This window comes from Brasilonema sp. UFV-L1, from assembly GCF_012912105.1.
GTDB lineage: Bacteria > Cyanobacteriota > Cyanobacteriia > Cyanobacteriales > Nostocaceae > Brasilonema.
Genome location: NZ_QMEA01000027.1, coordinates 40,754 through 55,532 on the forward strand (window position 1 = coordinate 40,754; position 14,779 = coordinate 55,532).

At 42.1% G+C, this 14,779-nt stretch carries 8 protein-coding genes; 4 read left to right on the forward strand and 4 right to left on the reverse strand.

What is annotated here, in order from left to right; all coding sequences use genetic code 11:
* The first annotated feature begins 24 nt into the window (after positions 1-24).
* The 4 genes from ntrB (at position 25) to DP117_RS11090 (ending at position 4,665) form a co-directional block, all read left to right on the forward strand.
* Complete coding sequence (ntrB, locus tag DP117_RS11075; RefSeq protein WP_169218358.1) at positions 25-864, forward strand: nitrate ABC transporter permease; 840 nt, start codon at positions 25-27, stop codon at positions 862-864.
* A 261-nt stretch (positions 865-1,125) separates the two neighbouring features.
* The gene (locus DP117_RS11080) at positions 1,126-3,132 is read left to right on the forward strand and encodes a nitrate ABC transporter ATP-binding protein (protein ID WP_169218359.1); all 2,007 of its coding nucleotides are present in this window, start codon (positions 1,126-1,128) and stop codon (positions 3,130-3,132) included.
* Positions 3,133-3,330: 198 nt separating this feature from the next.
* On the forward strand, positions 3,331-4,185 hold the full coding sequence (locus tag DP117_RS11085; RefSeq protein WP_169218360.1) for a nitrate ABC transporter ATP-binding protein: 855 nt from the start codon (positions 3,331-3,333) through the stop codon (positions 4,183-4,185).
* A gap of 9 nt (positions 4,186-4,194) precedes the next feature.
* On the forward strand, positions 4,195-4,665 hold the full coding sequence (locus tag DP117_RS11090) for a phosphate-starvation-inducible PsiE family protein (RefSeq protein ID WP_169218361.1): 471 nt from the start codon (positions 4,195-4,197) through the stop codon (positions 4,663-4,665).
* A gap of 374 nt (positions 4,666-5,039) precedes the next feature.
* Here DP117_RS11090 and DP117_RS11095 read toward each other — a convergent pair whose 3' ends face one another.
* The 4 genes from DP117_RS11095 to DP117_RS11110 all read right to left on the reverse strand — a co-directional run.
* On the reverse strand, positions 5,040-5,912 hold the full coding sequence (locus tag DP117_RS11095) for an S-methyl-5'-thioadenosine phosphorylase (RefSeq protein ID WP_169218362.1): 873 nt from the start codon (positions 5,910-5,912) through the stop codon (positions 5,040-5,042).
* A 101-nt stretch (positions 5,913-6,013) separates the two neighbouring features.
* Entirely contained in the window at positions 6,014-7,438 is a 1,425-nt protein-coding gene (locus tag DP117_RS11100) for a peptidoglycan-binding protein (protein ID WP_169218363.1), read from the reverse strand.
* A gap of 629 nt (positions 7,439-8,067) precedes the next feature.
* Positions 8,068-10,092, reverse strand: coding sequence for a response regulator (locus tag DP117_RS11105; protein ID WP_169218364.1), 2,025 nt, complete (start codon positions 10,090-10,092; stop codon positions 8,068-8,070).
* Between the two features lie 396 nt (positions 10,093-10,488).
* A partial coding sequence (locus tag DP117_RS11110) for an ATP-binding protein (protein WP_169218365.1) occupies positions 10,489-14,779 on the reverse strand: 4,291 nt, incomplete at its 5' end.

Below are 14,779 nucleotides of genomic sequence, written 5' to 3' on the forward strand. Positions count from 1 at the left end.
TTAACATATAGGAAGAATCAAATCATGACAACACTCCAAAGACGCGCTTCAACTCGTAATTTCCCAAACGCTTGGGTGTCGCGACTGAAGAAGCAATTTCCTGAACTTGTACCACCCGCAATTGCGATCGCAATTTTTCTGGTTATATGGCAGCTCTTTTCCTGGACTCCAGGAGCAACACTACCAGGTCCGATACAAGTTATTCAAGACACCTGGATACTGATTGGCTGGCCTTTTTATGATCGAGGTGGAACCGATAAGGGTTTGTTTTGGCAGATTCTTGCTAGTTTGCAGCGAGTCGCTATTAGTTACACACTTGCAGCGATTGTTGGTATCGCCTTGGGTATCTTGATAGGTACAAATAAGATGATGTCCAAGGCTTTAGACCCTATCTTCCAGTTACTGCGAACCGTTCCGCCTCTGGCTTGGGTGCCGATTTCCTTAGCCGCTTTGCAAAAAAATGAACCTGCCGCACTTTTCGTAATTTTTATTACAGCAATTTGGCCAATTCTTATCAACACAGCAGTGGGCGTGAAGCAAATTCCTCAAGATTACAACAACGTCGCCAAAGTTCTGCAACTGACAAAGCGAGAATATTTCTTTAACATCCTAATTCCTGCTGCTCTTCCCTACATTTTCACAGGTTTGAGGATTGCAATTGGTCTAGCTTGGTTGGCAATTATCGCGGCAGAAATTGTGATGTCTGGTATTGTCGGAATTGGCTTCTTTATCTGGGATGCTTATCAGGCTAACAAAGTTAGTGAAGTTATCTTAGCCCTGGTTTATATTGGTGTGGTTGGTTTGGTGTTAGATAAATTAATGTCTTGGGTTCAGACGTTAATTCTGCCAACAGAACAGCGATAACAACCTATTCTTTGTAGTAGGTTTAAGAGATTTAAAACCGATTTAAAACCACAGATATAGCAATCCTAAATCATTTGTGAAAATCGAAATACTCTCTCTAATTCTCTTCCTCTGTGTCTTAGCTCTGTGTTCTGGAGCGTCTGGTGTGGTTCGTTTCTTCATAGATATTTTTCACAAATCAGATAGGACTCCTATATCTCTTCGTTGATTTGGATCAGTTAAAGGCTTCTACACTTTTGAAACTTCATACTTTTTATTGCCATGTCTGTTTTTGTTGCTGTTGACCAAGTTGATAAAGTTTTTTCACTCGCCGGAGGTGGCGAATATATCGCTCTCAAAGGGATTGACCTTCAGATTAAGAAAGGTGAGTTTATCTCGTTTATCGGTCACTCTGGTTGTGGTAAGTCTACTCTATTGAATATGATTGCAGGTTTGGATTTGCCAACTGAGGGAGTCGTGACTCTAGAAGGGCAAAGAGTTAAACAACCGGGACCAGACCGAATGGTGGTGTTTCAGAATTATTCCCTTCTACCTTGGCGGACAGTGCGAGAAAATATTGCTCTTGCTGTGAACGCAGTCATGAAAGATGCGCCTTTTGGTGAGCGCAAAGCCATTGTGGAGCAACACATTGACATGGTTGGGTTACGCCCTCATGCTGATAAAGCTCCTGCAATGTTATCGGGTGGACAAAAACAGCGAGTTGCGATCGCCCGTGCTCTTGCTATCCGTCCCAAATTGCTTCTCCTCGATGAACCCTTTGGGGCGCTAGATGCTCTAACGCGGGGCAATTTGCAAGAGCAGTTGATGAAAATCTGCCAAGAAAACCAAGTTACAGCAATCATGGTGACCCATGATGTGGATGAAGCGGTGCTCTTATCTGACCGAATTGTTATGCTGACAAATGGACCTTGTTCCAAAATCGGTCAAATTTCAGAGGTGGATATTCCCCGACCTCGTAAGCGGATGGAAGTGGTAGAACATCCCAGCTACTATAGCTTGCGCAGTGAAATGATTTACTTCCTCAATCAGCAAAAGCGCATCAAGAAAATGCGGGCGAGGAAAACAGCTGTCGTTGCACGTCATGGTTTGGAAAAAGTTAACCTCGATATCGGTTTTGTTCCCCTAAGCGCTTGCGCTCCCCTTGCTGTTGCTAAAGAAAAAGGTTTCTTTGCTAAACATGGCTTAGACGAAGTTAACCTTGTGCGCGAAACCAGCTGGCGTGGTATTGTCGATGGTATGGTTGGAGGTTATTTAGACGCGGCTCAAATGCCTTCGGGTATGCCCCTCTGGTTAACTTTGGGAGGACATCAAGACCGACCTTTGTCCGTCGTCACTGCCATGACTATGACTCGTAATGGCAATGGTATTACCCTGGATAAACGCTTTTACGAGCAAGGAATACATACTTTAGCCGATTTTAAGCGGATGCTGCTCAATTCCCCGCAACGTCTGCACCGGATGGGATTGGTGCATCCTTCCTCTATGCATAATTTGCTGCTACGTTACTGGCTGGCTTCTGGTGGTCTTGACCCCGACCAGGATTTGTCACTCCAAAGCATTCCTCCAGCTCAGATGATTGTCGATTTGCAAAAAGGAACCATCGACGGATTCTGCGTTGGGGAACCGTGGAATACGCGAGCAGCTATGGAAGGAGTTGGTTTTACCGTCGCGACAGACTTGGAAATTTGGCCCGGACACCCAGGAAAAGTTCTTGGTGTTCGCGAAGACTGGGCAAACGCTTATCCCAACACTCATATTGCTTTAGTCAAAGCGTTGTTAGAAGCAGCGCAGTATTGTGCTGACCCCAACAACGACCAAGAGGTGCGTCAGATTGTCGCCCAGCGAGAGTATGTCAATACAGATGTCGCTTATATCCATTTGGGAAATCCCAACGAAGTTTTTTGTTCATTAGATCAACCGATGCGCGAGTATGCTCATCACCTGTTTTTTGGAGATGGCGTCAACCGTCCCAGTCGAACCGAACACCTTTGGCATATGACTCAGTTGGCGCGTTGGGGACATACGCCTTTCCCCCGGAATTGGGTAGAAATTATGGAACGGGTGTGTCGAGTGAGCGTGTTTAGCACAGCCGCACGAGAACTTGGCGTGTTGGATGTGAAGTATACCAGCGGTGCGATCGCCATGTTTGATGGTACGACATTCACTGCGGAAGACCCCATTGGCTATCTCAATAGTTTAGAGATTAAACGTGATTTCAGCATCGCGGAAGTTATTCTTGATGCACCTCGTATAGCGATCGCCGTTTAGAAAGTAGAAGGTTGGTATAGCAATCCTATTTCATGTGTGAAAACTATTTTTTTTACAACCGCCAAGACGCCAAGAACGCCAAGAAAAGAGAGAAGAGAGAATTTCACGAATCCTGCGCGGATTGCTATAGCTTTTTCTAACCTTCTAACTTTCAATTCTTGTTACTTGTCCATTTGACTCATACTTACAATCAAACCAATGGTTAACCGTTCTCTGAATTTTTCTGCTACCGAAGCAACTCAAAAATCAACGACAACTACCACAAGACGCGAGCCATTTTTAGCAATTGAGAATGTTTCTAAGGTTTATCCTACCAAGAAAGGTCCTTACACAGTACTCCAAAACGTTAATTTAACTGTAGGACAAGGTGAGTTTATCTGCGTTATTGGTCACTCTGGCTGTGGCAAATCAACGTTGCTGAATATGGTATCGGGTTTTGCTCATCCCACAAGCGGAGAAGTGCGCTTGCAAGGAAAGCAGATTACCGAACCGGGACCTGACCGCATGGTCGTGTTTCAAAACTATGCTCTCTTACCTTGGCGGACAGCTTTTGAAAATATTTACCTAGCCGTTCATGCTGTTTATCCAAATAAGCCACAAGCTGAAAAAAGAGCGATTGTGCGGGAAAATCTCGCGATGGTGGGTTTGTTGGAAGCCGCTGATAAAAAGCCGCCTCAACTTTCCGGCGGTATGAAACAACGGGTTTCTATAGCAAGGGCTTTAGCAATTCGTCCCCAAGTCTTGATTTTAGATGAGCCGTTCGGTGCTTTGGATGCGATTACCAAAGAAGAGTTACAGGAAGAACTGCTGAAAATCTGGAACGACCACCGCTGCACTGTGCTGATGATTACCCATGACATCGATGAAGCGCTGTTCTTAGCAGATAAACTGGTGATGATGACCAATGGTCCTGCAGCAACCATCGGTGAAGTGATGCGGATTCCATTTCCACGTCCGCGCGATCGCGTCCGGATTATGGAAGATCCTCTATACTACAATCTGCGAAATCAAGCCTTGGACTTCCTCTATCACCGTTTTGCTCACGACGAATAAATTTAGATAATGCGGCAACAAAATAAATTTGTCAAGCAAACAGCAACGAGCTGGAAAGACGAGAATTTTCTGTGGTTCATCAAACAAATAGAAAATTTTGTCTCTAAAGCATTAGCTATTGCTATGGTAGTTGTGATCTTGGTGGCAATTTTTGATTTGGGAGTCTTCCTATTTCAGGAGTTAATTTCACCTCCAACGGGCTTTTTCAACAAGATATTGATTCAAGTCTTTGGTTTATTTTTGAATATCTTAATTGCCCTAGAACTTTTAGAAAATATCACAGCTTACCTGCAAAAACATGTCGTTCAAGTTGAGTTAGTGATTGTCACATCTTTAATTGCCGTTGCTCGTAAAATCATTATTTTCGATTTTAGTAAATCTTCGGGAATAGATTTGATAGGATTGGCAGTTGCAATTTTTTCATTGGCAATCAGTTACCTGATTATTCGATACATGAACAATAAGGAGCAGCGCAGATGAAATCTAAAGAATGATGAGAGGATGTCTGAAAATGTGAAATCAAGAAATTGGGTGAGGGAGACAAGATAATTCAAAATTCAAAATGGACCGGAGGCGGAGCGGCTCCGGCTCCGCTGCGGAGCGCTGCGCTAACACGCATTCAAAATTTGGAATCTCACTTCATCTGCCCACCGCCCCTAATCCCCAACGCCAGATGCTCCACTTGGGGAGCCAGTGCGTTGGCGGGGTTCCCCCGCTTAAAGCACCTGGCGTGAAACCCCAAGACGAGCCACTGCTGCTTTGAGGGTTTCCCGACAGCCAGGCATGTGGCGTCCGCACTGGCTCCTCCGTGCAGGCTCCGAGTTCCCCACCTTCCTTATATGATGCTTTCGTCTTTACATATATTTTTTCAACAACAATTCCAACTTCTCCTTCGTTGCGGCGGGAGCCTTATCTAAGTTTGTCAAAATTGCATACTTGAGTGCAGAATGTGCATCACTTGAGGGTGGGTTTTCGCTCAAACGCCGTACTGTTTCTTGAATCACTTTTTGAGCGTTGACTGCATTTCGCTGCAAATTAGCAACCACCATTTCCACTGTCACGCTATCGTGATCTGGATGCCAACAATCATAATCTGTCACTAAAGCTAAGGTTGCATAAGCAATCTCTGCTTCCCGTGCTAACTTTGCTTCTGGCAAATTGGTCATTCCAATCACCTTTGCTCCCCAACTGCGGTAAAGATTTGATTCCGCCTTTGTCGAAAATGCTGGTCCTTCCATACATACATAGGTACCACCACGATGCACTGTGACATCTGGTAAGTTAAGTCCGGCGATCGCCTCTGCTACAACAAGTGCCAAATTTTTACAAATCGGGTCACCAAAGGCGATATGAGCAACAATTCCCTCGCCGAAAAACGTTGAAACCCGATTTTTAGTTCTATCAATAAATTGATCAGGAACCACCATATCCAGTGGTTTGACTTCTTCTTTCAAAGAACCTACAGCGGAAGCAGAGATAAGATACTCCACACCCAGTTGCTTCATTGCATGGATATTAGCGCGAAATGGCAGATCAGAAGGCAATAGCGTATGATTACGATCATGACGTGCTAAAAAAGCGACTCGTGTACCTTCTAAAGTCCCTAGTATCAAAGCATCTGATGGTGAACCAAAAGGTGTCTGGATTTGAACCTCTTCGATATTTTTGAGGGCATCCATTTTGTATAAACCACTGCCACCAATAATTCCAATCCGAGTTTCTGCCATTATTTTTAGATTTCCAAAACAAGTGAGAAATCAAGCGACACAATCAAGAGTGAGGAATTATAAGTTATGACTCCTCACTTTTCGCTCGTAGCTCTTGACTTTTAGAAGTATTCTACCCGCGCATCTAACCCACGTGAGCGTAACCACTTAGATAAATCTTCCGCTTGTGAGCGTTCTCTAAATTGTCCAGCATTGACATAGGGACCTAATTTAGATTCAGCGCGGAAAGCTTCAGGAATGAATTGACGCACTTGATCTAAAGTGTCGTTCCTAGAAATCGGGATGATGACAACATAGCGATTATCTTGAGGATTCAATTGTGTAGAGTTGTTAGCATTGTTGCTCAACCCCAATGCTTGCCAAGTTTGAAAATTGACAGTTCCTGTCGTTTCTAACCTATTGTATTGCTGAAATTGAACGATCGCATCTCTAGTTGCTGAACCGTAATAACCAGTGACATCACCTCTAAAAAATCCCAAATTTTGCAAACGTTGTTGTACGAGACTCACTCGCTGACTTTTCTCACCTTGACAAATATCTCCGTTAGCCGAACAAGCATAACCTTGTCCAGAGTTTTGTTCATAACCTTGTCCATAACCTTGTCCATAACCTTGTCCAGAGTTTTGTTCATAACTTTGCCTTTCTAAAATTGTCGTTATTGCCCCTAAGGTTTGTGAGTCAACAACACCACTGGGTACTATGCCATAATCTTGCTGAAAACGTGCTACTGCTTCCTGGGTTGTTGGACCAAAATAACCAGTTGGATTTAGTCTAAAATATCCCAACTGCTGCAAATCCTGTTGCAATTGTCTGACTTGCCCACCTGAGTCACCCAAATTTAAAGCATTGGGTAATCTATCTTGATCGACACCACCAAAAGAATTATTTCTGCTAAGAACAATACGTATTGCTTCTTGTGTTCTCGCACCGACAACACCATCAGCAGTTATTCCACGTGATTGCTGGAATCTGATGACTGCTTGCTGAGTTTCTGGACCAAAGTAACCTGTTATCGGACCATTAAAGTAATCTAGACGCTGCAAATCCTGTTGTAACCTGGTAACAGCTTGACCCTTGCTACCTGTTTGTAGACCACTGCTGACACTTGCACCAGGTCTTCTAGCTTGACATTGAGATTGTAGCAATTGTTGAGTTCTTGGACCAACAGATCCAACAGTTGGTAGTCCATTTGCTCGCTGGAATCGAATGACAGCATCTCGGGTTAAAGAAGCAAACTTACCTGTTACCGGACCATTATAGTAGCCCAACTTGCTTAAACACCTTTGGATACTTGAGACTTGAGCTCCAGTACTTCCTACTTGCTGGTTTGCTAATGCACGCTCTGCTATACTCGATACTACCAAAGTCAGTGCTACTGATAAAAGATGTGTTATTGCATGACTCGACAGTTTTCTCCACTTCAACTCAGCAAAAAGATTAAAATCAAACTGCACAGAAGGAGTATGCTCATTTGTTGTTGATGCTTCGTTTGCTGTTGCAAGCTGAAGATAACCAATTCTTTCCATAGTAGTTATTTCGGTTTGTTATCTTAGATAATTCCCCTGTTGTGTTGTTGTGAATTTCACCTTCACACAGAGTCTTAGTCAATTGTTTGTACATGCAATTATTAACACACTGCTGTGACAAGCAGTTCCTGATGACTTGTTTTGTAATAGTAAAAATTTTATGAATTCAGTAACTTTACGGTTATTGGACAAATTTTTTACAGTTCAATCTCGTATCTCATGGAAAGCTTAGAAATACGAGCCACTACAGTTTGATACAGTAACTAACTTTCACTTTGACTCGATAGTAGAAAATGGCTTCTACAAAAAAGATACCAAAAATATACCCGTTTTTTCACTAAGCGGGTTCATCCGTGGAATTATTCCTAGAACATTGATTCAATATTCATAATTGTGACTAAAAAACCTGGTTTATTCCTGTTAAGCAAAAGCGTAATTTCGGTCTTTGCGGTAACAGAAACTGGGTTTTTGGGATGAGTGAATCGGTGTTCTAGCTCAACAGTTCTACGTTCTGTGTTCTTTTCAACTGAAATACATGACTAGAAAAAATAGAGCAAAAACAGTTTAGTGAGTCATAGACTTTTATCTAACGTGGGGGTAAGGGAGGATGTCACAGTACAAGACATCAGCTAAAAATGATGATTCTTTGGGGTATTTTCAAGGTAACAAATGATAGGATTTGTTCCTATTGTGTCCCATCTATTCCAATTTGTTGCACTCTTAGTGTTTCTCACATCTTGAAAAAGAAGACTGTGTAAAGTTTGCAATAATTCCTTTGTCGTATAGGGCTTAGAAAGAAATGCTTTAACTCGTGCAGTCTCTATCAGTTTGTCGCCAGCTACCAAACCGCTGACACCAATAATCAAGACATGCGGATTCATTTTTTGCAATGCGCGAATAGTTAGTGCTCCGTCCATTGACGGCATCATCATATCTACTAACACGATGCTAATTTTATCTTTGTATTGAGCATATAATGCAAGTGCCTCAATTCCATCGCTAGCTGTTAAGACTTTGTAATTGTAAGTTTCTAACGAGATTTTGGTCGTTTCTAAAATTGGGGCTTCGTCATCTATAACAAGAACCAATTCTCCATTTCCTTTTGGCAATTCGAGGTTTTCTACAAGCGGTGTTGCTGTTGCTTCCACAGCTGGCAAGAACACTTTAAATTCAGTTCCTCTACCAACGTGGCTGGATACATTGACAAAACCACCGTGGCTTGTGATAATTCCCCTGACGGTTGAAAGACCTAATCCTGTACCTTTGCCAAATTCTTTAGTGGTGAAAAACGGCTCAAATATTCTATCCACGACTTCTGGCGACATACCGATTCCTGTATCGGTAACGCTTATCATAATGTAAGGACCAAGGTTTGCCTCAAGATTCATGCGGGCATAGTGTTCATCTATAAACACATTTTTTGCAGAAATCTTTAAAGTTCCGCCATCGGGTAGGGCATCGCGAGCGTTGACAACTAAGTTCATGAGCACTTGATGCAGGTGTGTCGCATCACCAACGATCGCCCAAAGATCTGACTTTATATTTATGGAAAATTCGATAGATTTAGGAAATGTTTCTTGAACAATTTGCTCTATTTCTGAGAACAAGTGGTTCACTTGCACAATCGTGCGTTTCTTGCCTTCAACGCCACGTGTAAACTGTAACACTTGCTTGACTAAAGCTGCTCCGCGTTTAGCGTTAGTTTCTATTGTGCTAAACATTTGCTGACTCCGCTGATCAATATTTGGCAGTTTTAGCTGCAACAGTTGCGCTGCTGTCAGAATTGGAGTCAGAATATTGTTCAGGTCATGTGCAATGCCGCCTGCAAGTGTGCCAATGCTCTCCAGTCGCTGGGCACGAAGAAACTGTGCTTCGAGTTGTTTTTTCTCTGTAATATCGGTGTTGACTGTAAGAATTGATTTTGCTTGCCCATCTTCATCGCGCATCAAAGTCCAGCGGCTAGCAACAATGATTTCCTTGCCTTCTTTCGTCACTTGATGTAACTCGCCCTGCCATGAGCCACTAAGAGCTAAACTTTCTTCGAGGTTTTGAAGTTGAAATTCGGTTTCCACTGAATACAGAAGCTGATTGACATTCTTGCCAATTGCTTCTATTGCTTTCCATCCGTACAAATCTTCAGCCCCTTTGTTCCAAAAACGGATTTGGTTGTCCAAGTCTTTAACAAGAATTGCATCTGTGGTAATCTCTAACAGAGCAGCCTGTTCGCGGATTTGCTGGTTTTGTTTCTGAAGTGTTTTTGTTAGGTTCTGCAGCCTCAGATGGAGTTCGATCCGGGCTAAAACTTCTTCGTGCTGAAGCGGTTTGGTGATATAATCCACTGCACCAAGATTCAATCCTTTGACCTTATCCACTGTTTCGGAAAGTGCGGTCATGAAAATGATCGGAATGTCTTTTGTTAATTGATTAGCTTTTAGACGGCTGCAGGTTTCAAAACCATCCATTCCTGGCATGAGTATGTCCAACAAAATCAAGTCAGGTGGCGCATATTCAGATCTGGCGAGCGCACTTTCACCATCTTCAGCAACCAAGACTGAAAATCCAGAAGCGGCTAAAAAATCGAACAACACTTCTAAATTAGTGGGAGTGTCATCAACAATTAAGATGACACCTTTTTGAGTCGGGTCAATATTCATAAAACCTCTTATTAATTTATCAACAAAGAGTCAGGAGTCATATCAAATCCGGTAGTATTTGAATAATCAAAAAACCGCACCAGACGCTCTTGAGCGAAAGGAAGGAGAAATAATTCTGCTACAAATTGATTTGATATCAGGAGTCAGAATCTGTCAACATCAATGAACAAATAATGAACAATTATCAAATCGATAACTGATAACTGATAATTGACAAGGGAATTGGTCATGAATTCTCCAGGAGTGGTACTGGTTGTTGGTTGAAAACCGGACTTCCTCCCGCGACGCTAACGTTCCAGAAGAGGCGAAATCAGTATAAATACTCTTCCTAAAACTCATTCCTTTATGAGTGAAGTATTCTGAATTTACCAATTCAGCATTCTGACTCCTTTTTTCTTAATATTTTTTGAGAAACTCCAAGATTTGTTTTCCTTTAAAACCTTTAGCCAATTGACGCAAATGAGTAGCAAATGGTACCCATTGTTCATCCAATTCCTCTAGTTTTGCAGCTCGTTGTGCAATACTTCTGAGATCGCCCCTCATTGCTAAATCAAGCAAGACTGCAAGTTCTTCTGCGGGTGGAGCGATAAGTGAGTCTTGAGTCTGTGCAGGTGCAACGCTTTGCGCCCTGACTTGATTTTCGGGCTGCTCATAAATCCATTCCAACCCTAAATGCACCTGTAATTTTTCTAAAAGCTCCGCTTTTCGGATCGGTTTGGGTAGAAAATCATCGCAACCAACCTCTCGACTTTGCTTTTGATCCCACTCAAAAACACTAGCTGAGATCGCAATGACAACCACTTCCTTGAAGTCTGGTAACATTCTGAGGCGACGGGTGGCTTCAAAGCCGTCCATCACACTCATGACTAAGTCCATAAAAATCACATCTGGTTTAAATTCACGCGCTTTGTCAAGAGCGTCTAAACCATTTGTTGCTTCTGTGACTTCAAACCCCAATGGCTGTAGTAGATTCACTAAAACAGAGCGATTTGCCCATTTATCATCTACCACCAAAACTTTCCGCGCAGGTTCCATAAAACCAATGATATTGGCGTCATCGATGCTCTGAACATCACTTTGTTGAAAAACCTCAGGCAAATCTAAATCAAGCCAAAAAACGCTGCCTTGACTTAAAGTACTCTTCACCTTTAGTTCGCTACCCATCATCTGAACTAATTGACGGCTAATTGCCAATCCCAATCCTGTTCCTTCAGTTTTACGACTCTCCTCACCCACTTGGTGGAATGGCAAAAATATTTCTTCTAGTTGCTCAGATGGGATGCCAATACCTGTATCTTCTACTTGAAAACGAAGTTTATCCTCCTGATAGCCTACTTTGAAAGTTATACTACCTTTTTCTGTAAATTTAACCGCATTGCTAAGTAAATTAATCAAGACTTGACGCAACCGTTTTTCATCTGCTCGAATCAGTCTTGGTAAGGGAGAAAGCGTTTGGTAAATTAACGAAATTCCCTTTTGTTCGGCACGGATGCGGCAAATCTCAGCAATAGTCTCAATAAATTCCGGAAGATGAAATTCTTTTGGATAAAGTTCCATTTTCCGTGCTTCAATTTTGGACAGATCTAAAATATCGTTGATCAGTGTCAGTAGATGTTCACCACACTGATGAATAACATCAATACCATTCTTTTGTTGAGCAGTTAAAGCTTTATCTTTCTTAAAAATTTGAGTGTAACCTAAAATACCATTGAGCGGGGTACGGAGTTCATGACTCATGTTAGCCAGGAATTCGCTCTTGGCACGGTTAGCAGTTTTGGCTGCTTCTTCTGCTCGCTGGCGTTCTTTGATTTCCTGTTGAAGTTGTAAATTTTTATGTTGTAACTCCAGCGTTCGCTCTTCGACTTTCGCTGCCAATGTCCGATTATATTCTTCTAAATCATTGTAAAGACGTGCATTCTCAATTGAAATTGCTGCTTGAGAAGATAAAAGTTGTAAAACTTCCAATCGCTCTTGTGTAAATGCTCCAATTGTCAAGTTATTTTCTAAATAAAGAATGCCAATGAGTTTACCTTGATTCACAATTGGCGTACATAAAATAGATTTTGGTTTATAATGAATAATATAGGTATCTGTTGCAAAGACTGGTTCCAAGCTAGCATCATTCAGTAGGACATGTCCTTGAGTGCGACGCACATAATTGATGACGGATATAGGTAGCTGCTGACTGAATTCTACAGGTGTCGATGGTTGGACGGTTATCTCATCTTGCCCGACACTTCCAGAAGCTTCTATGAGTAACTGTCCTGCTTTTTCTAAAATTAAAAATGCTGTTTCTGCTCCAGCATTTTCAAGGACAATGTGCATCAATTTAGCTAGCAACTTATCCAAAACCATTTCACCAGAAAGGGCAAGAGATGCTTTCATGACTGCAGCTAAATCCAGAACTCGGGGAGTACCTGTAGTCGTAAAACTAATTGTCCGATTCATCTCTAAACCTTTGGTTTGTCGGTTCAGTGTTTGGGCGAAAATGTGAGGATATCTGGCTGCCAAATTTCTAACTTTTGCAGTTGCTCCCCAGCGAATATATCCATAGTAAGCATCAGTGAGATAAGTCTGAGCCACCTTTTCTCTACCACGCTCAAAATAAAACTTTGCTGCTAGTTCATTTGCAAGCGCCTCTTCCTGAATATATCCCTGCTCCTTCGCTCCAGCAATGGCTCGGTCATAATATTCCGTTGCTTGCCAATATTGACCTAATACCCGCGCTTTCTCTGCCTCTACTAAGTCATACTTATGCTGAAAATTCATTGGGGCATTTTCTGCCCATTTTCGCATCTTTTCCTGGTTCTTGATCACTCTACTCAAGAGGTGTTCTTGTTGCGAGTGTGGTACTGATGGATAAATCACGAGTTGTGCTAAAGAATCATAAAAATGAAACACAGGCACAATCAAAAATCCTTTTACCCCATCTAAATACTGTTCGGCTTGAACTCCATTTTCCAATGCTTGATGATGCTCTCCAAATAAATAACAGAGTATCAGTTTGTTTGAATAGAAGTAGTGAAGTCCGGTTCTGTCATTTGCTTGCTTAAGCAGCGGTAAAGATTTCTCCTCGTTGTATGCTTCACCCAATAAACAGCACGGTTTTTCAAAAGGTTCTAGCAAATTAAGAATTGACTGCTGAAATATTTTATTCCAACTCAAGGCGTTCTCTTGCTTGAGTTGAGCAAGGATATTACTGGTTGCTGCCATTTCTCGTTCAACTTTTGCCAGTTCTTGACCGATGAGATATAAATAGTAGCATTTTTGCATGGCGGCATAGCCACCATATTCAAAATGTCCGTTCTCCAATCCACTAGAGTATGAATTCTGCAAAAGTGGCAACGTTTCCTTAGCATGAACTTTTCCATGAAACGCAGATGAACCTGCCACAAAAAAGACACTTGTTTTGAGTTCTACAGCATTGAATCGTTCTACAAGACTTAACGCCAACTTACCAAATTGATAAGCCGACTCAATGTCCTGAAATAACCCGTTGATCATGATGCTGTAAAGAACATAACTATAAGCTGAGAAGGGTGAATTTCCATGTTTGATTGACAAATTGAGCTGTTCGCACGCAATTAACGGCAACAACGCAGGTCCAGCTTGATACGTCGGAGAACCTAGGCATGCTAACATCCGTACAGCGGCTAGTTTATCAACCTCGGTCATTAATGGTAGGTTAATCAGGTCTTCGATATTTCTCCCGCTCAAATTTCTTGCTGTTTGAGTCAGTGTTTGCTCGATATCCAAAAGGCTAGGCGACTCTGGGAAGCTGATTCCTAGTAGTTCTAGTGCTTGTAACCCAATGTTGATCGCTTCAAGCTGTTTCACTTGCGCCATGCAGGCTTGGATTTTGACCTCATAAACTTTCATTTTGTCAATAGGGGTTTTTGCCTGCTGCAGAACAACAGTTGCCCATTTCTCCATCTGCTCAAAATCGCCGTTGAGGTACGCTGTTTCTACTGCTGACTCATAAAGTGCCAATGTTAGCTCATACTGATTCTGCCAGCTATTGACTGCCAATAATTCCAAACCCACCTTCAGATAGCGCATAGCAGATTCATACGCCGCTGCTGCTTTCGCTTTCTGCCCTGCAATCAGATTAAGTTCAGCCAGCTCATATTTTTCCGACTCTAAAGTGAGTAAATCGGTACCATAATTCAGTTGGTTGACTAAAGCAAAGATATTTTCTTTTCGTTCTTCAGGCGTAATATTTTGTAGTAATAATTGACCAATTTTGAGATGAGTTTCTTTTTTTTGCGAATCTGGAATGAGAGCATAAGCTGCTTGCTGTACTCGGTCATGTAGAAACTTGTAGGCAATTGTCAGTTGTTCTACCGTACGGGAAGTCGCTTGCTCGTCTAGGTCATTTGTTAGTTGTTCATTTTGCTGACTACTAATAACTAAAGGAATTTTGTAAGATTGGTCTAAGGGTAAAACGAGACCCGTCTGCAAAGATTCCCACAAATCTGCTGCTGTTTCAGACAAAGATTTTTGATTAACAATACCCAAAACATCTAAGGTAAATTTATCTCCAATACAAGCAGCTAATTTTAGGATATTCTGTGTCTTCAGTGATAATTTCTGAATCTGATTAATCATCAATTCAACGACATTATCAGTGATATCAATGTCTTTCAGTAGCTTAATATCCCACTGCCAACCCCCCTCTGTCCCCCCT